Here is a 22,683-nt window from a genome sequence, read left to right as displayed (position 1 = left end):
AGCGCCCGGCCTGGCTACAGGAGTCTTCCATGACCGAATTCAAACGCATCCCCCCGGACCAGGCCAAGGCCATGCGCGAGCAAGGCGCGGTCGTCGTCGATGTTCGCGACCCCGCAACGTTTGCGGCCCTGCACATCAGTGGCTCCAAGCACCTGGACAACCACTCCATCGCTGACTTCATCCGGGCCGCCGACCCCGACGCACCTGTTGTCGTGGTGTGCTATCACGGCAATTCCAGCCAGAGCGCAGCCGCTTATCTGGTCAGCCAGGGCTTCAGCGACGTCTACAGCCTGGACGGCGGTTTTGAACTATGGCGCACGGTTTATCCCGAAGAAACGGCGCAAAGCTCACCGGAATAATTTTTTCATGTCGTTCCAGCCCACGCGAACCGTGGGCTAGAGCGATGGCAGACGAACGGTCTGGCATAACTAATTACGTATTCGACCTTTACCTCTCCGATTCCGAACTATCCTTAGCCTCAGGCCATCCAAAACAGGGGAGAGCCGGTACACCGGCGCGCGGGTAATCGGGAGTCAGCTTTCAGGAGCCTGCATTCTTGGAAGCATTCTGGGGGGTAAACGGCAACTGGGTTCCCAGGGGCTGTCCAGCAACGACTGATTGATCCGGCACCGGCTCCACGTATCGAGCGAGGTGACGTCATGAGCATTTTTAGCCACTTCCAGCAACGTTTCGAGTCCACACGGCAGGAGGAATACTCCCTGCAGGAGTACCTCGAACTCTGCAAGCAGGACCGCAGTGCCTATGTATCGGCTGCGGAACGTCTGTTGCTGGCAATCGGAGAACCGGAATTGCTGGATACCTCGACCAACTCGAGGCTCTCGCGGATTTTTTCCAACAAGGTGATTCGCCGCTATCCGGCCTTTGAAGACTTCCACGGGATGGAAGAATGCATTGACCAGATCGTGTCCTACTTCCGTCACGCCGCCCAAGGCCTGGAAGAGAAGAAGCAAATCCTTTACCTGCTTGGCCCGGTGGGTGGCGGTAAATCGTCCCTGGCTGAAAAACTCAAGCAACTGATCGAGAAAGTGCCCTTCTACGCAATCAAGGGCTCACCGGTGTTCGAGTCGCCCCTGGGGCTGTTCAATGCCACCGAGGACGGCGCCATTCTGGAGGAAGACTTCGGCATTCCACGCCGCTACCTCAATACCATCATGTCGCCATGGGCCACCAAGCGCCTTTCCGAGTTCGGCGGCGACATCAGCCAGTTCCGCGTGGTCAAGCTCTACCCATCGATCCTTAACCAGATCGCGGTGGCCAAGACCGAGCCGGGAGACGAAAACAACCAGGACATCTCGGCGCTGGTGGGCAAGGTCGATATCCGCAAACTGGAAGAATTCCCACAGAACGACGCCGACGCCTACAGCTATTCCGGTGCGCTGTGCCGTGCCAACCAGGGCCTGATGGAATTCGTCGAGATGTTCAAGGCGCCCATCAAGGTCTTGCACCCATTGCTCACCGCGACCCAGGAAGGTAACTACAACAGCACCGAGGGCCTGGGAGCGATTCCGTTCACCGGGATCCTGCTGGCCCACTCCAACGAGTCGGAATGGCACACCTTCCGCAACAACAAGAACAACGAAGCCTTCATCGACCGGATCTACATCGTCAAGGTGCCGTACTGCCTGCGGGTGACCGATGAGGTAAAAATCTACGACAAGCTGCTGTTCAACAGCTCGCTGTCCAAGGCCCATTGCGCCCCCGACACCCTGAAGATGCTGGCCCAGTTCACGGTGCTGTCGCGCCTCAAGGAGCCGGAGAACTCCAACATCTATTCGAAGATGCGTGTGTATGACGGTGAAAACCTCAAGGACACCGATCCGAAGGCCAAGTCGATCCAGGAATACCGCGACAACGCGGGGGTCGATGAAGGGATGAACGGGCTGTCCACACGCTTCGCGTTCAAGATCCTGTCCAAGGTCTTCAACTTCGACCCCCACGAGATTGCTGCCAACCCGGTCCACTTGCTGTACGTACTGGAACAGCAGATCGAACAGGAACAATTCCAGGCGGAAACCCGCGAGCGGTATCTGCGCTTCCTCAAGGAATACCTCGCCCCGCGCTACATCGAATTCATCGGCAAGGAAATCCAGACGGCCTACCTGGAGTCCTACAGCGAATATGGCCAGAACATCTTCGACCGCTACGTGCTGTACGCGGACTTCTGGATTCAGGACCAGGAATACCGCGACCCGGAAACCGGCGAGATTCTCAATCGCGTGGCCCTGAACGAGGAACTGGAAAAAATCGAGAAGCCGGCCGGCATCAGCAATCCGAAGGATTTTCGCAACGAAATCGTCAATTTCGTGCTGCGTGCCCGGGCCAACAACAACGGCAAGAACCCGACCTGGCTCAGCTATGAAAAACTGCGGGTGGTCATCGAGAAGAAAATGTTCTCCAACACCGAGGACTTGCTGCCGGTCATCAGCTTCAACGCCAAGGCCAGCAAGGAGGACCAGCAAAAACACAACGACTTCGTCACACGCATGGTCGAACGTGGCTACACCGATAAACAGGTACGGCTGCTCTCCGAGTGGTACCTGCGGGTCCGGAAATCGCAATAAAACAGCTACAAGCTACTAGCTGCAAGCCAAAAGGAAAAGCGCGTAAGCCCTGGCAATCGGGTAACTGCTTCTACTTGAAGCTTGTAGCTCATCACTTGAAGCTGCCCGGAGGGCCCTATGAGCTATGTGATCGACCGACGCCTTAATGGCAAGAACAAGAGCACGGTGAACCGCCAGCGGTTTCTGCGGCGTTACCGTGACCACATCAAGAAGGCCGTCGAAGAGGCGGTCAGCCGGCGTTCCATTACCGACATGGAGCACGGCGAACAGATCAGCATTCCCGGCCGCGACATCGACGAGCCGGTGCTTCACCACGGCCGCGGTGGCAAGCAGACTGTCGTGCATCCCGGCAACAAGGAGTTCACCAGCGGCGAGCACATCCCTCGTCCACAGGGTGGCGGTGGCGGCAAGGGGCCTGGCAAGGCCGGCAACTCCGGCGAAGGCATGGACGAGTTCGTGTTCCAGATCACCCAGGAGGAATTCCTGGAGTTCATGTTCGAGGACCTGGAACTGCCGAACCTGGTCAAGCGCAACCTGACCGGCACCGACACCTTCAAGACCGTGCGGGCCGGTATCAGCAATGAAGGCAACCCATCGCGCATCAACATCATCCGCACCCTTCGTTCCGCCCATGCCCGGCGTATCGCGCTGTCAGGCAGCAGTCGGGCCAAACTGCGGGAGGCCAAGGAAGAGCTGGCCCGGCTAAAGCGTGAAGAGCCGGATAATTTCGGTGACATCCAGGATCTGGAGGCGGAGATCGAGAAACTCAGTGCACGCATCCATCGCGTGCCGTTCCTCGACACCTTCGACCTCAAGTACAACCTGCTGGTCAAGCAACCCAACCCCAGTTCCAAGGCGGTGATGTTCTGCCTGATGGACGTGTCCGGCTCCATGACCCAGGCGACCAAGGACATCGCCAAGCGCTTTTTCATCCTGTTGTACCTGTTCCTGAAGCGGAACTACGACAAGATCGACGTAGTGTTCATCCGCCATCACACCAGCGCCCGGGAAGTGGATGAAGAAGAGTTCTTCTACTCCAGGGAAACCGGCGGCACGATCGTGTCCAGCGCCCTGAAGCTGATGCAGGAAATCATGGCCGAGCGCTATCCGGCCAACGAGTGGAATATCTACGCGGCCCAGGCGTCGGACGGTGATAACTGGAACGACGACTCACCGATCTGCCGTGACATCCTGATCAACCAGATCATGCCGTTCGTCCAGTACTACACCTATGTGGAAATCACGCCTCGGGAGCACCAAGCCCTGTGGTATGAATACGAACGGATTGCCGAAGCTTTTTCCGACACATTTGCCCAACAGCAATTGGTCTCGGCCGGGGATATCTACCCGGTCTTTCGTGAACTCTTCCAGCGCAGGTTAGTGACATGACCGCCAAAAAAGAGCAGAAGCGCCAACCCATTTCCACCGGCTCCGAATGGACATTCGAGCTGATCCAGGCCTACGACCGCGAAATCAGCCGTATCGCGGACCGCTATGCCCTCGACACCTACCCGAACCAGATCGAGGTGATCACCGCTGAACAAATGATGGACGCCTACGCATCCGTCGGTATGCCGCTGGGCTATCACCACTGGTCCTACGGCAAGCACTTCCTCAGCACCGAGAAATCCTACAGCCGCGGCCAGATGGGGCTGGCCTATGAGATCGTGATCAACTCCGATCCCTGCATCGCCTACCTGATGGAAGAAAACACCATCTGCATGCAGGCCCTGGTGGTGGCGCATGCCTGCTATGGGCACAACAGCTTCTTCAAGGGCAATTACCTGTTCCGCACCTGGACCGATGCCAGTTCGATCATCGATTACCTGGTATTTGCCAAGCAATACATCATGCAATGCGAGGAACGCCACGGCATCGACGCGGTGGAAGACCTGTTGGACTCCTGCCATGCCTTGATGAACTACGGCGTTGACCGCTACAAGCGCCCGTATCCGATTTCTGCCGAAGAAGAACGCCGGCGCCAGAAGGATCGCGAAGAGCACTTGCAAAAGCAGATCAATGACCTATGGCGCACCATCCCCAAAGGTGCGGACAAGTACAACGAGAAGGACAACGCCCGTTTCCCTGCCGAACCTCAGGAAAACATTCTTTATTTCATTGAAAAACATGCGCCGCTGCTGGAACCGTGGCAACGGGAAATCGTGCGCATCGTGCGCAAGATCGCCCAGTACTTCTATCCACAGCGCCAGACCCAGGTCATGAACGAAGGCTGGGCCACCTTCTGGCACTACACGTTGATGAACGACCTGTATGACGAAGGCCTGGTCACCGACGGCTTCATGATGGAGTTCCTGACGTCCCACACCAGCGTGGTGTTCCAGCCTGGCTTCGACAGCCCGTACTACAGCGGCATCAACCCCTACGCCCTGGGTTTTGCCATGTACCGGGACATCCGGCGCATGTGCGAGAACCCCACCGAAGAGGATCGTCACTGGTTCCCCGAGATCGCCGGCTCGGACTGGTTGTCCTCGATCAAGTTCGCCATGAGCAGCTTCAAGGACGAGAGTTTCATCCTGCAGTACCTCTCGCCCAAGGTGATCCGCGACCTGAAGCTGTTCAGCATCCTTGATGACGACCAGAAGGATGACCTGCTGGTGCCCGCCATCCATGACGAAAGCGGCTATCGCATCATTCGTGAAACCCTGGCGGCGCAATACAACCTGGGCAATCGTGAGCCCAATGTGCAGATCTACAGCATCGACCGCCGGGGAGATCGCTCCCTGACCCTGCGCCATCAGGCCCACAACCGCAAACCACTGGGTGACTCCACCGATGAAGTGCTCAAGCACCTGCATCGCCTTTGGGGTTTCGACATCCACTTGGAAACCTTGCAGGGTGACCAAGTGATGAAGACTCATCATGTACCCCCCAGAAATGAACAGGCTGAGGGCGATTACGGCCGCCTGGACCTGGCAGTCGTGCACCTCTGACTCTGCTTTCGCCTCCGGACGTCCGATGTAACAGGTTATCCTGTCGGACCAACGGAGGTTTTTATGCATATCTACAAAGTCGGCGGCGCGGTTCGCGATCGCTTGCTGGGCATCCCCGTCACCGACGTCGACCGGGTCGTGGTGGGGGCTACTGCCGAAGACATGCTCGCCAAGGGGTTTCGCCCCGTGGGGGCTGATTTCCCGGTGTTCCTCGACCCGAAGACTGGCGAGGAATACGCCCTCGCCCGTACCGAACGCAAAAGCGGCCGAGGCTACGGCGGCTTCGTGTTTCATGCCAGCCCTGACGTTACGCTGGAAGAAGACCTGATCCGCAGGGACCTGACGATCAACGCCATGGCTGAGGATGACCACGGCAACCTGACCGATCCGTACCACGGCCAGCGTGATCTGGAAGCTCGTGTATTGCGCCACGTTTCGCCCGCGTTCGCCGAAGATCCTCTCCGAGTCTTGCGGGTTGCCCGCTTTGCCGCACGTTATGCACCGTTGGGTTTCAAGGTGGCGGATGAGACCCTTGAGTTGATGCGCCAGCTCAGCGACTCCGGTGAATTGGAAGCGTTGACGGCAGAACGCGCCTGGAAAGAAATTTCCCGGGCACTCATGGAAGACCAGCCGCAGGTGTTTATCCAGGTCCTGCGCGATTGCACCGCCCTAAAGGTCCTGATGCCCGAAGTCGACGCATTATTCGGCGTGCCACAACCTGAAGCCCATCACCCGGAGATCGATACTGGCCTCCACACCCTGAGCGTGCTCGAACAGGCGGCGCGGCATCAGCAGCCGCTGACCGTCCGCTGGGCATGCCTGCTCCATGACCTGGGTAAAGGCCTGACACCCGAGCAAGAATGGCCGCGCCACATCGCCCATGAACACAAGGGACTGAAACCGATCAAGGCGATCAATGAGCGCTTCAAGGTGCCGCGCGACTGTCAGGAACTGGCGCTGCTGGTGGGCCAATACCACACCCATGGTCACCGTGCGCTTGAATTGAAAGCGTCCACATTGCTCGAACTGCTACAGAGTTTCGATGTGTACCGTCGGCCTCAACGTTTCGAAGAGTTCATCGCAGCCTGTGAGATGGATGCGCGGGGACGCAAGGGACTTGAAGCCAGAAGTTACCCACAGGCTGATTATCTGCGCGGGGCGGCAGCGGTGGCTCGCGGGGTAGCGGTTCAGCCTTTGTTGGAGAAAGGCTTCAAGGGGCCTGAACTGGGTGAAGCGATCAAGCGCGAGCGGCTCAGGGCGTTGAAGGGTTATAAAGCGGGGGCGAGCTGAGGAGGTTGGGCGTCAGTTGGATCTTTAGCGGATCTACCGCCGTCATCGCGAGCAAGCTCGCTCCCACAAGGGTTTTGAGGCGTTCACGATAATTGCCGTGGCCAGCCAGAACAATGTGGGAGCGAGCCTGCTCGCGATGACGCTATCAAGGACGCAGCAGGGCTGAAGGCGTAAGCGGCTGCCCCCGCCACTCAAACGCCACAGGCGCCAGCACCTGGTCAATCTGCGACTCCTCCCACAGCGTAGCGAAGCTCTTGCCCACCTCAGGATGAACCCGATCCGGCGCAATCAACGACAACGGCCACAGGACAAAGGCGTTCTTGAGGATCTCCGCCCGCGGCAGAATCAGCCCATCGAAGTTACCAGCCTGCTCGCCATACAACAGCACGTCGATATCCAGCGGCAGCCCTTTGCGGTCTGGTGCATAACGGCCATTGTCCGCCTCGATGAACTTGAGGCGACGATCCAGTTCCATCAGCGGCAGATCCGTGAAGGCCGATACGACAAAGTTGAAGAATGGCCCGCTCTTGATCCCCACCGGCTGGCTCTCGAACACGGCCGAGCAACGCATATCCACCAGGAAACCGGCCAGGGCCTCCAAACCGGCGCACAGATGGGTTTCGCGCTCGATATTACTGCCGAGCCCGAGAAAAACCTGAGTCAGCGGCATCCGCGCTCGATCTCCACGCCAACACCGCTGGCCGCCGGTACGGCGCCAGGCTTGGTCACTTTCAGACGCAGCCAGGTGATCTTGAACTCGTCCATGAGCGCCTGGGCCAATCGTTCGGCGAAGGTTTCCACCAATTGGAACTGCACCTGCCCGGCAAACGCCTGGATACGCGCCGATACGCTGGCGTAGTCGAGCGCCAGGGTCAGGTCGTCGCCTGCGGCGGCCGGACGGTTGTCCCAGGCGAAACTCAGATCAAGACGCAGACACTGGCGGATGCCTCGCTCCCAGTCGTAGGCACCAATGACCGTGTCGACTTCCAGGCCCTCGATAAACACTCTGTCCAAGCACTCTTCTCCGCAGCACGACAAGGGCGCAATGCGCCGTTAGAATCAGGGCGTCCTCGCCCGGAATAGTTAGCATGTTTTGGTTACTGGCGATTCTCGCCTACCTGCTTGGCTCGCTGTCCTTTGCCATTTTGCTCAGCCGCCTGACCGGTCGTCCGGATCCGCGAATGAGTGGATCGGGCAATGCCGGCGCCACCAACATGCTGCGCCTGGCCGGACGCAAACTTGCTGTCCTGACCCTGCTGGGCGACCTCTGCAAAGGCCTTGTGCCGGTGTTGATCGCCAGCCTTGCAGGGCTGTCCTTGCAGCAACAGGCCTGGATCGGCGTCTGCGCCGTCATCGGTCATCTGTTCCCGCTGTACTTTCGCTTTCGTGGCGGCAAGGGCGTCGCCACCGCCGCCGGCATGCTGCTGGGCCTGTATCCGCCCGCTGCCCTTCTGGCCGTCTGCGCCTGGCTGCTGACGTTCTACCTGACCCGCACCAGCTCACTGGCCGCGCTGATCGCCACGCCGTTGACCCTGCCCCTGCTGGCCTGGCAGGAGCCGGCTGCCTTGCTGCCGATGACCGCGCTGGTTGCGCTGATCGTCTGGCGCCACCGGGGCAATCTACGCGACCTGTTTGCCGGGCGCGAACGGCATTTCTAGACTTTGGCGACTTTTCGCACAAACCCTCATGCGCCTCACAATGGCGACAGCTGCTCCATGGGCCAACGCGCCTGCACACTGATCGCCAGGCTTTCCTTCTGTCCGACCTGCAAGCGCTGGCAGCCGGCAAAGGCAATCATCGCGCCGTTATCGGTGCAGAACTCCGGTCGGGCGTAGTAAACGTCGCCTTTCATGTCGCCGAGCATTTTCTCCAATGATGTGCGCAGCGCCTTGTTCGCGCTCACGCCACCGGCGATCACCAGGCGCTTGAGCCCGGCCTGCTTCAGGGCACGCTTGCACTTGATGGTCAAAGTCTCCACCACGGCCTGCTGGAACGCCAGCGAGATGTCGCAACGGGCTTGCTCGCTGTCGTCACCAGCGCTGACACACTGCTGCCAAGTGTTCAGGGCGAAGGTTTTCAGGCCGCTGAAACTGAAATCCAGGCCAGGTCGGTCGCACATCGGACGCGGAAACACGAAACGTCCTTCAGCCCCGTGGACTGCCAGGCGCGAAATTTCCGGCCCACCGGGGTAATTGAGACCCATCATTTTTGCGGTCTTGTCAAAAGCTTCACCGGCGGCATCGTCTAGGGTTTCGCCGAGCAATTCGTATTGGCCGATGCCATCGACCCGAATGAGCTGCGTATGTCCGCCTGACACCAACAAAGCGACGAACGGAAACTCCGGCGGTTGTGCCTCCAGCATTGGCGCCAGCAGGTGGCCTTCCATGTGGTGCACACCCAGAGCCGGAATGCCCCAGGCAAAGGCCAGCGCCTGGGCGCAGGAAGCGCCCACCAGCAATGCGCCCACCAGGCCCGGCCCGGCGGTGTAGGCGATGGCGTCGATCTCGGTCGGCACACAATCGGCTTCGGCCAGGACCTGACGGATCAAGGGCAGCATGCGCTTGACGTGATCGCGGGACGCAAGCTCGGGTACGACCCCACCGTAGGCACGGTGCAGGTCGATCTGGCTGAACAGCGCATCGGCCAGCAGGCCGCGCTCACTGTCGTATAGAGCGACACCAGTTTCGTCGCAGGAGGTTTCCAGTCCCAGTACTAGCATGGGTTTGCGCCTTGTAGCGGCTGAATTCGAAGGCGCGCATAATAGTCGCCGCGTTGTGCCCCGACCAGCGGTTTTCGATCAGAGGCTTTGCATTCCGAGCGTTGAGGGGTTAACATCCGCAACCCTTAAAAACCGACGTCTTCAAGTGCTCTTTTGCCGCGAGGATGTTGACCCCGGTAATGAATGAAGGTAGCTCTGGATGCCAGCCGTCAAAGTAAAAGAGAACGAACCCTTCGACGTAGCTCTGCGTCGTTTCAAGCGCTCCTGCGAAAAAGCCGGTGTTCTGGCTGAAGTTCGTAGCCGCGAATTCTACGAGAAGCCGACTTCTGAGCGTAAGCGCAAAGCAGCAGCCGCTGTTAAGCGTCACGCCAAGAAAGTTCAGCGCGAACAGCGCCGCGCCGTACGTCTGTACTAATACACAGACGTCCGTAGCAAGCTTCTGCCAAGCCCGGCCTTCAAGCCGGGCTTATGGCATTTGCGGAATAACGCTTGATGCTTCACCGTCAAAGCCGCAGACGCGACCAAGACAACCTGTTTCGCCACGTCAGACCTGGCTCTTTTGCCAGCGGTGCACGTCTTTTCTGACGAGCCTTCCAAGGCTACTGACGAGCACACCCTGATTCCTCTAACGACGATCAGCCCAAGGCACCTGCTTGCGTGCCCGCTTCATGAGCTATCCGAGGCCTGACCGGCCATTATCGGACTCAGCACAAACATATTCAAACAGTCGGGTACTGATCGCATTAACGTCAGTGGATTTCCGGCAGATACACTTCCCAATAGCGATGATGCAGACGACCCGGTCGAGCCACCGATTGCCGTGCCTCAAACCAAGCGCCGGTTACGCCTGCTGATTTCGGGACCTTATTTCGCGCAGTGATGATGAGAACGCCATGGCCGGGCTGATTCCCCAGAGCTTTATTGACGACCTCCTGAACCGCACCGACATCGTCGACGTGGTCAGCTCTCGCCTGCAAATGAAGAAAGCGGGCAAGAACTACACGGCCTGCTGCCCGTTCCACAAAGAGAAAACCCCGTCCTTCAGCGTCAGCCCCGACAAGCAGTTCTACTATTGCTTCGGCTGTGGCGCCGGTGGCAATGCCCTCGGCTTCCTGATGGACCACGACAACCTGGACTTTCCCCAGGCCGTCGAAGAGCTGGCCAAAGCTGCGGGCATGGAAATCCCTCGCGAGGAAAGCGGTCGGCAACACAAGCCCCGCCAACCGACCGATTCGCCGCTCTATCCGCTACTGACGGCGGCGGCCGACTTTTATCGCCAAGCGCTTAAGAGTCATCCGGCGCGCAAGGCTGCGGTGGATTACCTCAAGGGCCGCGGCCTGACCGGCGAAATCGCCCGGGACTTCGGCCTCGGTTTCGCCCCGCCCGGCTGGGATAATCTGTACAAGCACCTGAGCAGCGACACGCTGCAACAACGCGCCATGATCGACGCCGGCCTGCTGATCGAAAACGCCGAGACCGGCAAGCGTTACGACCGCTTCCGCGACCGGGTAATGTTTCCGATCCGTGACACGCGCGGGCGAATCATCGCTTTTGGTGGCCGGGTACTCGGCGACGACAAGCCGAAATACCTGAACTCCCCGGAAACACCGGTCTTCCATAAAGGCCAGGAACTCTACGGGCTTTACGAGGCGCGCAAGAACAACCGCAACCTCGACGAAATCATCGTCGTCGAAGGCTACATGGACGTCATCGCCTTGGCCCAGCAGGGCCTGCGCAACGCCGTTGCAACCCTGGGCACGGCCACCAGCGAAGAACACATGAAGCGCCTGTTTCGCGTCGTGCCCAGCGTATTGTTCTGCTTTGACGGCGACCAGGCCGGCCGCAATGCCGCCTGGCGCGCATTGGAGGCCACGTTGCCGTGCCTGCAGGACGGGCGGCGCGCACGTTTTCTATTCCTGCCCGAAGGCGAGGACCCGGATACCCTGGTGCGTTCTGAAGGCACGGATGCATTCCGTGCGCGGATCAACCAGCACGCCCAACCGCTGGCGGACTATTTTTTCCAACAGCTGACCGAAGAGGCCGATCCACGCTCCCTCGAAGGCAAGGCCCATATGGCCACCCTCGCGGCGCCGTTGATCGACAAAGTGCCCGGGGCCAACCTGCGCACGCTCATGCGCCAGCGGCTGACCGAAATCACCGGACTCAACAGCGAAGCCGTCAATCAACTGGTCCACAGCGCTCCTCAAGAGGCACCGCCGGCCTACGACCCGGGCATCGACTACGACGCGATGCCGGATTTCGCCGACTATCATCAACCTCAGCAAGATTACGCACCCCAGCAGGAGTGGACGCCGAAAAAGCCCGGCAGCGGCGGCAAGAAATGGGACAAGAAACCCTGGGACAAGAACGGCAAGCGCGGTGATCGCGACCAGCCACGTGCCCCGCGCGTGCCGGCCGCCGTCGAACCACCAACACTGGCCGCCTTGCGCACCTTGCTGCATCACCCGCAACTGGCTGGAAAAGTCGAGGACGCCGGGCACTTCGCCGCCGAGGACCACAGCACGACGCAATTGCTGGTCGCGCTCCTTGAAGCCGTGCAGAAGAACCCCAAGCTAAACTCTTTCCAGCTGATCGCGAGGTGGCATGGCACCGAGCAGGGACGCCTGCTAAAGGCCCTGGCCGAGAAGGAATGGCTGATTGAAGGAGACAACCTTGAACAACAGTTTTTCGACACCATTACTAGCTTGTCCGCCCGCCAACGCGAGCGAAACCTGGAACAACTTCTGCGAAAAGCCCGCCAGAGCGAGCTGAGCAGCGAAGAGAAAAACCAATTGCGCGACTTACTCAGCCGCAATGTTTGCGCATCAAACCCGACCTCAACTGGCGCGTGAGGTCACAGCTCAGGTATAATCCTCGGCTTGTTTTTTGCCCGCCAAGACCTTCAGTGGATAGGGTGTTATGTCCGGAAAAGCGCAACAGCAGTCTCGTATCAAAGAGTTGATCCTATTGGGTCGTGAGCAGGGCTACCTGACTTACGCGGAGGTCAACGACCACCTGCCGGAGGATATTTCAGATCCGGAACAGGTGGAAGACATCATCCGCATGATCAACGACATGGGGATCAACGTATTCGAGGTTGCGCCAGATAAGGATGCCCTTATGCTGGCCGACGCCGATACCGACGAGGCGGCCGCTGAAGAAGCGGCCGCAGCGTTGGCGGCGGTCGAGACCGACATTGGTCGCACCACCGACCCCGTGCGCATGTACATGCGTGAAATGGGTACGGTAGAACTTCTCACGCGTGAAGGCGAAATCGAAATCGCCAAGCGTATTGAAGAGGGCATCCGTGAAGTGATGGGCGCAATCGCGCACTTCCCTGGCACGGTTGACCATATTCTCTCCGAGTACACCCGCGTCACCACCGAAGGCGGTCGCCTGTCCGACGTCCTGAGCGGCTACATCGACCCGGACGACGGCATTGCGCCGCCTGCCGCCGAAGTGCCGCCGCCGATCGATGCGAAAGCCGCCAAGGCCGACGACGACACCGATGACGACGACGCCGAAGCGAGCGACGACGAGGAAGAAGCCGAAAGTGGTCCGGATCCGGTCATCGCCGCGCAGCGTTTCGGCGCTGTGGCCGATCAGATGGAAATCACTCGCAAGGCGCTGAAGAAGCACGGCCGCAACAACAAGCAGGCCATTGCCGAGCTGTTGGCACTGGCCGAGCTGTTCATGCCGATCAAGCTGGTGCCGAAGCAATTCGAAGGCCTGGTCGAGCGTGTTCGCAGTGCCCTGGATCGCCTGCGTCAGCAAGAGCGCGCGATCATGCAGCTGTGCGTGCGTGATGCTCGCATGCCGCGCGCCGATTTCCTGCGTCAGTTCCCTGGCCACGAAGTCGACGAAAGCTGGACCGATGCATTGGCCAAGGGCAAGAGCAAATATGCTGAAGCCATTGCCCGCCTGCAACCGGACATCGTTCGTTGCCAGCAGAAGCTGAGTGCGCTGGAAACCGAGACCGGCCTGAGCATTGCCGAGATCAAGGACATCAACCGTCGCATGTCGATCGGTGAGGCCAAGGCCCGCCGCGCGAAGAAAGAGATGGTCGAGGCGAACTTGCGTCTGGTGATCTCCATCGCCAAGAAGTACACCAACCGCGGTCTGCAGTTCCTCGACCTGATCCAGGAAGGCAACATCGGCCTGATGAAGGCGGTGGACAAGTTCGAATACCGTCGCGGCTACAAGTTCTCGACCTATGCCACCTGGTGGATCCGTCAGGCGATCACTCGCTCGATTGCCGACCAGGCCCGCACCATCCGTATTCCGGTGCACATGATCGAGACGATCAACAAGCTCAACCGTATTTCCCGGCAGATGCTGCAGGAAATGGGCCGTGAACCGACCCCGGAAGAGCTGGGCGAACGCATGGAAATGCCTGAGGACAAGATCCGCAAGGTACTGAAGATCGCCAAAGAGCCGATCTCCATGGAAACGCCGATCGGTGATGATGAAGACTCCCATCTGGGTGACTTCATCGAAGACTCCACCATGCAGTCTCCGATCGATGTCGCCACCGTTGAGAGCCTCAAGGAAGCGACTCGCGAAGTGCTCTCCGGCCTCACTGCTCGTGAAGCCAAGGTGCTGCGCATGCGCTTCGGCATCGACATGAATACCGACCACACTCTCGAGGAAGTCGGTAAGCAGTTCGATGTGACCCGTGAGCGGATTCGTCAGATCGAAGCCAAGGCGTTGCGCAAACTGCGCCACCCGACGCGAAGCGAGCATCTGCGCTCCTTCCTCGACGAGTGACCTTCAAACCCCCGGCCCTGCCGGGGGTTTTGTTATGTACCGATAAAAACCTGCGTTATCCCCTCCCCGCCCTGTTGCCCGTCTACACTCGAAACATCGTCCCCAAGCCATGACGAGACAGTGATGCCCAGACTGACGGCCGCGCTTTTGCTGTCATTGATGACCTGGACCGCAGCAGCTGGCGCGTTGACGCTCACCGACGAGGAGCTCCGCTGGCTCAAGGGCCACCCCGATCTGCGCCTGGGCGTCGATGCTTCCTGGCCGCCGTTTGAGTTTCGCGACGATCAAGGCCGCTATCAGGGCCTGGCCGCCGACTATGTCGATATCATCCGTGAACGACTGGCCGTCAAGCTCACACCCATCGAGCCGGTTAGCTGGACTGCGGTGCTTGAGCAAGCCGTCCAGGGCAAGATCGACCTCCTGCCGGGCATCATGTCCACCCCCGAACGCCAGAACTACCTGGCGTTTACCCGTCCCTACCTGGACTTTCCCATCGTCATCCTGGCCCATCATGGCGGCGCCCAGCCTCATGACCTCAACGACCTGTATGGCCTGAAAATCGCTGTAGTGGAGAACTACGCCCCCCACGAACTGCTGCGCAATCAGCATCCCGACCTGAACCTGGTGGCGCTGCCCAACGTCAGTTCAGCCCTGCAAGCGCTGGCAACCGATGAGGTGGACGCAGTGGTGGGCGATCTGGCCTCCAGTGTCTGGAGCCTGCGCCAGCTCAAGCTCGAAGGGCTCTACGTCAGTGGGGAAACACCTTATCGCTATCAACTGGCAATGGGTGTCCCACGAAATGACAAAATCCTGGTGGGCATCCTGGATAAGGTCCTGGCGGACATGAGCCCGACCGAAATCAGTGAAATCCAGGGAAAATGGGTCGGCAACGTGCATGACTATCGGCAGTTCTGGTCCGACCTGGTGGTGTACGGCCTGCCTGCGCTGCTCCTTCTGGTCGGTATCCTGGCGGTGGTGATTCGCATCAACCGTCGCCTCAGCTCGGAAATCGCCCGCCGGGTCGAACTGGAACAGGAGCTGCGCAGCAGCGAATACCATTACCGTGGTTTGGTGGAAAGCCTGTCGGCCATTGCCTGGGAGGCGAGCGTCAGTGATTTCACCTACAGCTACGTGTCGCCTCATGCCGAAGAACTACTCGGCTACCCTCTCGGCCATTGGCTGATCCCGGGGTTCTGGCGCAACATTATTCATCCGGCGGATCTGACCCGCGCCGAGACCTATTGCAATGAAGAGCTGCTCGCCGGCCGTGATCATTGCATCGATTATCGCGTGCTCACGGCAGACGGTCGCTGCCTGTGGGTGCGCGACATCGTCAGCCTGATCGAGCACGGGCATGAGCCCGTGATGCGCGGGTTGATGATCGACATCAGCGAAGCCAAGCGTATCGAAGAAGCACTGCGCCTCTCGGAGCAGAAGTTCGCTTCGGTATTCCGCCAGTGCCCGGACATCCTGGTGATCGCGCGCCTGCAGGACGGCTGCCTGCTGGAGGTCAATACCGCTTTTGAAGAGCAGATTGGCCTGAGGGCAGCCGAAGTGGTGGGCCAGACCGCGACCGACCTGGACATCTGGGGCGTCCAGGAAGTGGGGCCAGGTCTGCTGCAGCGCCTGCAGGCCGGCAGCATTCGTAATCTGGAGATGCCTTTTCGCCGCAGCAACGGCCAAGTGTTTACCGGGCTCATCTCCGCCGAACCGTTTGACCTCGATACCACGCCGGCCTTGGTCGTGGTGGTGCGCGACATCAGCAAGCTCAAGGAGACCCAACAGCAACTGCAAACCTCCGAAGAGAAGTTTGCCAAGGCTTTTCACGCGTCACCGGATGGCCTGTTGCTGTCTCGGCAAAGCGACGGCCTGCTGATTGAAGTCAACGAAGGGTTCAGTCGCATCACCGGCTTCAACAGCGCCTTGTCGGTGGATCGCTCGACCCTGGACCTGGGTATCTGGGTCAACCTCAATGAACGCAAACGGATGCTCGACCTGCTGCAGCGAGACGGTTTCGTGCGGGATTTCAGCTGCCATATCCGCCGCAACGACGGGCAGATCCGGCTCTGCGAGGTGTCCAGTCGCCCCCTGCCGATCGGCAACGAAGACTGCATGCTGACCATCGCCCGCGATATCACCGAACGCCATCTGATGCAGGAAAAGTTACAACAGGCCGCCACCGTGTTCGAGAGCACGGCCGAAGGCGTGTTGATCACCGATACGCAGCAACACATCAGCGCCGTGAACCGCGCCTTCACCGAGATCACCGGCTACAGCGAAACCGAAGCCCTGGGCCATACGCCGCGCCTGCTGGCTTCCGGCCTGCATGACAGCGCGTTCTACGCCGCGATGTGGCACCAGCTAACGGCAGAGGGGCACTGGCAGGGAGAGATTTCCAATCGGCGCAAGAATGGCGAGTTGTACCCCAGTTGGTTGACCATCAGCGCCGTGCGCAATCGGGATCAACAGATCACCCATTTCGTCGCCGTATTTGCCGACATCTCCAGCCTCAAGCATGCCCAGGCCCGGCTGGACTACCAGGCTCACCATGACCCGCTTACCGGCCTGCCGAATCGCACCTTGTTCGAAAGCCGCCTGCTGACGGCCTTGAACAACCAGCAGGAAAACGGTGGACAGGGTGCGGTGCTGTTCCTGGACCTGGATCGCTTCAAGCACATCAACGACAGCCTCGGGCATCCGGTCGGCGACCTGCTGCTCAAAGGCATTGCCGTGCGCCTGCGTGAGCAACTGCGCGATATCGACACCGTGGCACGCCTGGGCGGTGATGAGTTCATCATCCTGCTGCCCGGCCTGCAGCAGCCCAGCGATGCCGAGCACATTGCCCTGAAACTGTTGAACTGTTTTGCCGCACCGTTCCAGGCCGGTGAACATGAGTTCTTCATCAGTGCCAGCATCGGCACCAGCCTTTACCCACAGGACGGCTGCGACGTTGCCACGCTGGTCAAAAATGCCGACGCAGCGATGTACCGCTCCAAGGCCAAGGGCCGCAACCGGGTGGAAAGTTACACCCGCGACCTCACTGCCCAAGCCAGCGAGCGCGTAGCCCTGGAGCATGAACTGCGGCGAGCGATCGAGCGCAACGAGTTGTCACTGTCCTTCCAACCGAAAATCAGCCTCGCCGACAATCGCCTGGTGGGCGCCGAGGCGCTGATCCGCTGGTACCACCCGACGTTTGGCGACGTGCCACCGGAACACTTCATTCCCCTGGCCGAAGAAAACGGCATGATCCTGCAAATCGGCGACTGGGTACTGGAGCGCGCCTGCCGGCAACTGTGCGAATGGAACAGCACCTACGAAAGCCTCGGCCCACTCTCAGTCAACCTGGCCGGTGCCCAGTTGCGCCAACCCAACCTGTTGGGGCGCATCGAACAACTGCTGCGGGAGAACCAGCTCGAACCCGGTCTATTGCAACTGGAAATTACCGAAAATTTCATCATGAGCCAGGCCGAAGAAGCCCTGATGGTGCTGCACCAACTTAAAAAGCTTGGCGTGCAACTGGCCATCGACGACTTCGGCACCGGCTACTCCTCCCTCAGCTACCTCAAGCGCCTGCCGTTGGACATCCTCAAGATCGACCAATCGTTCGTCCGCGGCCTGCCCGACGACCCCCACGACGCGGCCATCGTGCGGGCAATCATCGCCCTGGGTCGGAGCATGCAATTCACCATCATCGCCGAGGGCGTCGAAACCCCGGCCCAGCAGCAATTCCTGGCCGAAGAAGGTTGCGAACAGATCCAGGGCTACATCGTCAGCCTGCCCCTGTGCGCCGAGGAATTCGCCGCAACGTTTCTGCGTATGACCGTATCGGATTTTTCGGATAGCACAGCCGAGAAACCGTCGCTATAATCCGCGACCTACTGAGGGCCTATAGCTCAGTTGGTTAGAGCAGAGGACTCATAATCCTTTGGTCCACGGTTCGAGTCCGTGTGGGCCCACCAATTTGAAAGCCGCGCATTGCGCGGCTTTTTCATGTCAGGGGAAAACCCTGGGCTGCCTCAAGGTAAGGAATCAGCCAAAGGTTTTCATAAACGGCTCCGCCGAGTGGCGAATCGCAGCAACCACATCAGGTGCCTGCTCACAAAGCTCAGTTGATCGTGCCAACACCTGCTCCAGTGCTTGCAATTGACTGCGGATAACTTTTTCTGGCTGGGCGATACCACAGACTTGAGCGAAGTCCAGCACGCCTTGTCGCGAAGCGAACAGTGACTTGTTTCCAACCAGATCCAGCGCCAATACATCCCCGGGGATGTAAGCCGTTGTGTTGACGATATCGTAAGCAGGCGCCAAGCGTGCGTCACGCTGGGTTGGGTCGGAATACAACAGCCCGAAGTTCTTCAGGTGAGCATCACCGTTACCGACTATGCAGCTCAACGTCACAATGGCAAATAGCAAACTCATCACGACCGCTTTTGATGATCAGGTCTGAGGCTTTCGAGGTGAAGCGCTGTGGCGCACAATCCTGACGCTCGGGCACCAGCACCTTCGGCTGCACACCCGATATCCCGGCCCGCAAGATGTAGCGATCGACCAAACCGGCAAAAATGTCCTCCGCACCATCCCAGGCCAGGATTTCCTCCAATTTTTCTCCGGGGAACTCCTGACGCCGCAAGAGTGCATCGACGCTCGCTGAGGTGACCGCCACTCGCCCAATCGGAGAGCTGCTGCCTGATAAGGCCAACAGCAAGATGGGATCGACGTAGGCTACTTTGGCTAAGCGGTTGCGCAACTGCTCAAGGACATAGCCCTCTGGCAAGTTCATCTGGAAGATGGGGTGCAGGTCCGGTTGACGGTACTCATCCAACCGTACGGGCATCAGCAAACTGATCGCCGCCTGCGCCGCTGCCTCTTCGTGGTAACGAAACAGATAATGCCCAGCACCGCCCAGGAGCTTACCGCTGCTGCCTTCGGGCGTTGCCACTTGCAATAAGGCAGTCATCAGTCGAACACTCCGTGGATTTCGTCAAGCGTGGGCATGGCAGCGGGAATTACCGAGAGTTCGCAGTCCAAGGCGGCCAGAACCCGAGCGTAGGCAACCATGCCTACCGATAGGTCCCCCTTCTCGATGGCAATAACCTTCTGACGGGTAATACCAGCCAGACTGGCAAGCTTGACCTGCGTGAGGCCTCGATTCAGACGGCGCTGCCGAAGCTGGTCACCAAGCCGTACAGTGATGAGAGAATAATCCATGTCTGGTATACGCGACAAATTTAGATGGATGTAACGTAAACAAAACTATCCGGTTGCACAAATCTATTTCGTCCATCTCCCAGAGACGCGACCGTCCACAGCCACACATTGCGCGGCTTTTGCGTTTCTGAGAGGGTAGCCGCCTCGCTCCCCCAAGCCTGTCATCCCTATCCCTAACCGAGATTCCCATCATCGCCACCCCCAGCCTCCCCCGACTGTTCCTCGATTTGTTCTGGCAGCTCAGCATCCTGCTGGTGCCGGCTTTTTTCGTCACGGTACTGCCTCCTGTGCTGGCCTTGTCGACAGTGCTGTTTTTTGGGCTGTTGATGGGGCTTGCGGCGCGCCTGGGCTTCCTGGCAACGGCTCGAGGTCTTGCCCGCTTGATGATTGGCGCGGTATTCGGCCTGGGTTTCAGCCTCGGTAGGGCGTTGCCCGAGTGGTGGGGGATTCTGGCGGCGATCGCCGCGATCATCGGTGGGCTGGCGTGTGTCAGCACCTGGGAGCGGCGTCTTGGGCTGGTAATCGCCCCTGTCAAAGGGCCGAGCGCCTGGGGTGGCGGCGAGCCGCAATTGACGCCTGAGGGCGAGCCGATCCGGGTGTTCAACCACAGCGAAATCGCAATGGGAGGTCCCACATATTGCGACTATCTGTTCCCCGACGGCGTCCTGCTGCAAGGACTAGGTTCCTCATCGATGTTCTCGAGTGACGGACGTTATTTCGCCGCAACCGTACCGTCCCGACAAAGCTGGGGATTGGTCGTGCTCGATCGCCAGCAACGCCGGCTGTACCGTTGCGCCGAGAGTGACCTCTGGGAGTTGGACACGTTTGACCTCAACGGGTTGAGCGGTCGCCATAGCCCGCTGGTGGATAACGGTGTCCGCACAACCCGATTGGAAGATGCATTACAGACGGCCAACGTTATCGACCTCGTCCCCGTTGCAGACCTTTGGCTGGAGCCCGGCTGGCATTGCGACAGTGTTGCGCCCACGTTCGAACGTCGCTCTGCGGACGGCCAACATTGCCTGCTGGGCAACATTGTGTTGCCCCCGACCTTTCGCGATCTGCCTCAACCACTGGCGCCCCTGCTTTCGCCGCGCTATGCCATCAGCGTTGATGAGCAGCCATCGGGGCTGCTGATGGCCGCTGATGCACCGTTGATATGGAGCGACGATCAACGTGGCCTGGTGTGCCTGGCCCAGGCGCAAGCCGATCATGCCGACGGCGATCAGTACTGGTTATGGCAGATCGACAAAGGCTGGCGCGTGCTGCCCGCGCCCTGGCTGAAAAGTGACGCCGAGCCGTCGTTCTATTGGCACGATTTGCTCGGCCTCGACGCGGAACATGTGCATATCGGGGCGTACCTCGATTACCCGCGCCCGGGCTCAGGTCGGTATGGCTACCGCCTGGACAGCATTCACAGTGATACCGAGATCCAGACCGGTCATGACGCCCAAGGGCGGGCGCAAGTCGCCGAGTTTCAATTGACCCGAATGGCCATTGCGATGCCATTGGACAGTTCAGGTCGACGCGGCGATTCGTACATCGAGACACAGCCGATGCTGGGCGGTGTATGCGCTCATCTGATCTGGCTTCGCGACAACCCTGAAGGACTTGGTAGTTATCGCTGTCAGATCGGTGACTGGCGATTACCAGGAAGCTGGCTGTTGGATCATCGGGTCTCGGATTGCGGGCGCTACCTGGCGCTGCTGACCTCTGAAGGGTCAACAACGGTAGCGACCCATGCGGTGGTTGCGGACGTGAAGGAACAACGCCTGCTGGGCGGGCCGGCAATGTGGGCGGCTCGGCTGCTGGATTTTCGTGACGGTCGCCTGAGCCTGGCAGTGGTTGCCGGGCGTCTTGGTCAGGACCTGGACAGCCACCCGCTGCAACGCTTCAACGTGGCCGCGCCGCAGGTCGGTACCGATGCTTCATTTTGCCGTCCCGACGAACAGTACCGGCTGTTCTACAACACCGAGGACCTGCAAGTGGCAGAATCACAGCTTTGCCGCGTGCCTCCCTGGCGCCTGGTGAATCGCCCGCAAGTTGCCATCGCAGAAGGTGACTTCATCCAGCCCGCCCCCGACGATCAGGATGCCGCCTGGTTGTTTGGCAGCGAGACGGAATATGCCGACAGTTGGCTTCGCGCCAACACGCCCCGACTGGGAGGCCATCTGCTGACGGCATCAGGCTGCGCGATTGTCGGCCTGGCGCCCTCGATGATCTGGTCGATGGATGGCCGCTATCTGGCCCTGACCTGCCTGAGGACGGATGTGACAGAACAGTGTGGAAACTACCGGGGCTGGCAATTGTTGTTGCTCGACACCCAGGACCACACGCTTCGGCTGCATTCGCAATGGCTGGGTAATCGACCCCAGTTTGAAAGCTTCGATAACGAGCAATTGCACGTACGCTGTTTCGAGCGGGACTGGGACGCCGAGGACGATAAGGACCAGGGTTCGATCCAATCGTTATCCTTGGGCGCTTTGCTGAAACTGCCCGTTGAACAGCTGGTGTGCCAGGACGGTTTCTGGCTGCGGACTACGCAAGCGCACCTGGCCCCCGCCTGGCGAGCACTGACGTTGCCCGCCATCGGCTATTTCGAGCGACAGAACCTGTAACATGTCCGCCAACAACGCCCACGCCGGAGCCCTCCTTGGCTGATACCCGCCCCCCTGTCCTCGACGAAATCGACCGCCAACTGATCGCGGCCCTGCAAATCAATGCCAGGGAAAGCGTCGCCATGCTTGCCCGCCAATTGGGCATCGCCCGGACGACCGTGACCTCGCGGCTGGCAAGGCTGGAGAAGACCAAAGTCATCACCGGATACGGCGTGCGGCTGGGTCAGCGGCTGATTGACGGCGGCTTGCAGGCCTACGTCGGCATCAAGGTCCAACCACGCTCCGGCAAGGACGTGCTACGGCGCTTGAGCGCCATGGCCCAGGTCCAGCAGCTGTGTGCGGTCAGTGGCGAGTTTGATTACGTCGCCTGGCTGCGCACGGATTCGCCGGAGCAACTGGATCAATTACTGGACCAGATCGGTAGCGTGGATGGCGTGGAGAAGACCACCACTTCGATCATCCTCAGTAGCAAGATCGATCGGGGCCAGCCGGTCTGAAACCTGCGACTAGCTCCTACAGATCAGCGCGTCTGTGGGAGCGAGCCTGCT

At 59.6% G+C, this 22,683-nt stretch carries 16 protein-coding genes, 1 tRNA gene and 1 pseudogene; 13 read left to right on the top strand and 5 right to left on the bottom strand.

Features of this window, described 5'->3' with window-relative positions; translation table 11 throughout:
• Window positions 1-29 precede the first annotated feature (29 nt).
• The 5 genes from glpE to J7E36_RS08465 all read left to right on the top strand — a co-directional run bounded on the left by glpE (window position 30) and on the right by J7E36_RS08465 (window position 6,823).
• The gene (gene glpE / locus J7E36_RS08485) at window positions 30-359 is read left to right on the top strand and encodes a thiosulfate sulfurtransferase GlpE (RefSeq protein ID WP_215001798.1); all 330 of its coding nucleotides are present in this window, start codon (window positions 30-32) and stop codon (window positions 357-359) included.
• A 300-nt stretch (window positions 360-659) separates the two neighbouring features.
• Window positions 660-2,582: a PrkA family serine protein kinase gene (locus J7E36_RS08480; RefSeq protein WP_215001796.1), complete on the top strand. Its 1,923-nt coding sequence runs from the start codon at window positions 660-662 to the stop codon at window positions 2,580-2,582.
• Between the two features lie 117 nt (window positions 2,583-2,699).
• Window positions 2,700-3,971, top strand: a complete 1,272-nt coding sequence (locus J7E36_RS08475; protein WP_003206179.1) for a YeaH/YhbH family protein — start codon at window positions 2,700-2,702, stop codon at window positions 3,969-3,971.
• Entirely contained in the window at window positions 3,968-5,533 is a 1,566-nt protein-coding gene (locus J7E36_RS08470) for a SpoVR family protein (protein WP_215001794.1), read from the top strand. Before J7E36_RS08475 ends, J7E36_RS08470 begins: the two co-directional genes overlap by 4 nt.
• A gap of 63 nt (window positions 5,534-5,596) precedes the next feature.
• Window positions 5,597-6,823 (top strand): multifunctional CCA addition/repair protein, encoded by a 1,227-nt coding sequence (locus tag J7E36_RS08465; RefSeq protein ID WP_215001792.1) that lies wholly within the window; start codon window positions 5,597-5,599, stop codon window positions 6,821-6,823.
• A 145-nt stretch (window positions 6,824-6,968) separates the two neighbouring features.
• Here J7E36_RS08465 and folK read toward each other — a convergent pair whose 3' ends face one another.
• Window positions 6,969-7,493, bottom strand: coding sequence for a 2-amino-4-hydroxy-6-hydroxymethyldihydropteridine diphosphokinase (gene folK, locus J7E36_RS08460; protein WP_215001790.1), 525 nt, complete (start codon window positions 7,491-7,493; stop codon window positions 6,969-6,971).
• On the bottom strand, window positions 7,484-7,837 hold the full coding sequence (folB, locus tag J7E36_RS08455) for a dihydroneopterin aldolase (protein ID WP_215001788.1): 354 nt from the start codon (window positions 7,835-7,837) through the stop codon (window positions 7,484-7,486). The genes folK and folB overlap by 10 nt, the downstream gene beginning before the upstream one ends.
• 74 nt (window positions 7,838-7,911) lie before the next feature.
• Here folB and plsY point away from each other — a divergent pair, with 74 nt between their 5' ends.
• Window positions 7,912-8,481: a glycerol-3-phosphate 1-O-acyltransferase PlsY gene (gene plsY / locus J7E36_RS08450; protein ID WP_003177683.1), complete on the top strand. Its 570-nt coding sequence runs from the start codon at window positions 7,912-7,914 to the stop codon at window positions 8,479-8,481.
• Window positions 8,482-8,516: 35 nt separating this feature from the next.
• Here the strand turns inward: plsY and tsaD are convergent, their stop codons facing one another.
• Window positions 8,517-9,542, bottom strand: coding sequence for a tRNA (adenosine(37)-N6)-threonylcarbamoyltransferase complex transferase subunit TsaD (gene tsaD, locus J7E36_RS08445; protein ID WP_215001786.1), 1,026 nt, complete (start codon window positions 9,540-9,542; stop codon window positions 8,517-8,519).
• A gap of 199 nt (window positions 9,543-9,741) precedes the next feature.
• Between tsaD and rpsU the strand changes: the two genes are divergently transcribed.
• The 5 genes from rpsU to J7E36_RS08420 all read left to right on the top strand — a co-directional run bounded on the left by rpsU (window position 9,742) and on the right by J7E36_RS08420 (window position 18,268).
• Window positions 9,742-9,957 carry a 30S ribosomal protein S21 gene (gene rpsU / locus J7E36_RS08440; protein WP_002551877.1) on the top strand — a complete coding sequence of 72 codons (216 nt, stop codon included), beginning with the start codon at window positions 9,742-9,744 and terminating at the stop codon, window positions 9,955-9,957.
• Window positions 9,958-10,435: 478 nt separating this feature from the next.
• On the top strand, window positions 10,436-12,394 hold the full coding sequence (gene dnaG, locus J7E36_RS08435; protein WP_215001784.1) for a DNA primase: 1,959 nt from the start codon (window positions 10,436-10,438) through the stop codon (window positions 12,392-12,394).
• Between the two features lie 67 nt (window positions 12,395-12,461).
• Entirely contained in the window at window positions 12,462-14,309 is a 1,848-nt protein-coding gene (rpoD, locus tag J7E36_RS08430; protein WP_215001782.1) for an RNA polymerase sigma factor RpoD, read from the top strand.
• Window positions 14,310-14,432: 123 nt separating this feature from the next.
• Window positions 14,433-18,176 carry a bifunctional diguanylate cyclase/phosphodiesterase gene (locus J7E36_RS08425; RefSeq protein ID WP_215001780.1) on the top strand — a complete coding sequence of 1,248 codons (3,744 nt, stop codon included), beginning with the start codon at window positions 14,433-14,435 and terminating at the stop codon, window positions 18,174-18,176.
• A gap of 15 nt (window positions 18,177-18,191) precedes the next feature.
• A tRNA-Ile gene (locus J7E36_RS08420) sits at window positions 18,192-18,268 on the top strand.
• A 70-nt stretch (window positions 18,269-18,338) separates the two neighbouring features.
• On the opposite strand, the pseudogene J7E36_RS08415 reads toward J7E36_RS08420, so the two are convergent.
• Window positions 18,339-19,266 (bottom strand): annotated as a pseudogene (locus J7E36_RS08415) (HipA domain-containing protein).
• Window positions 19,266-19,517 carry a helix-turn-helix transcriptional regulator gene (locus J7E36_RS08410; RefSeq protein WP_215001778.1) on the bottom strand — a complete coding sequence of 84 codons (252 nt, stop codon included), beginning with the start codon at window positions 19,515-19,517 and terminating at the stop codon, window positions 19,266-19,268. The pseudogene J7E36_RS08415 and the gene J7E36_RS08410 overlap by 1 nt, the downstream one beginning before the upstream one ends.
• Window positions 19,518-19,699: 182 nt before the next feature.
• On the opposite strand from J7E36_RS08410, the gene J7E36_RS08405 reads away from it, so the two are divergent.
• Entirely contained in the window at window positions 19,700-22,135 is a 2,436-nt protein-coding gene (locus J7E36_RS08405) for a hypothetical protein (RefSeq protein ID WP_435304162.1), read from the top strand.
• Between the two features lie 35 nt (window positions 22,136-22,170).
• Window positions 22,171-22,632, top strand: a complete 462-nt coding sequence (locus tag J7E36_RS08400; RefSeq protein ID WP_215001776.1) for an Lrp/AsnC family transcriptional regulator — start codon at window positions 22,171-22,173, stop codon at window positions 22,630-22,632.
• Window positions 22,633-22,683 lie beyond the last annotated feature (51 nt).

Source organism: Pseudomonas fluorescens (genome assembly GCF_018614775.1).
Lineage (GTDB): Bacteria > Pseudomonadota > Gammaproteobacteria > Pseudomonadales > Pseudomonadaceae > Aquipseudomonas > Aquipseudomonas fluorescens_BY.
The sequence above is the reverse complement of the archived record's forward strand: the minus strand, read 5'-3'. Positions and strand labels throughout refer to the sequence as shown.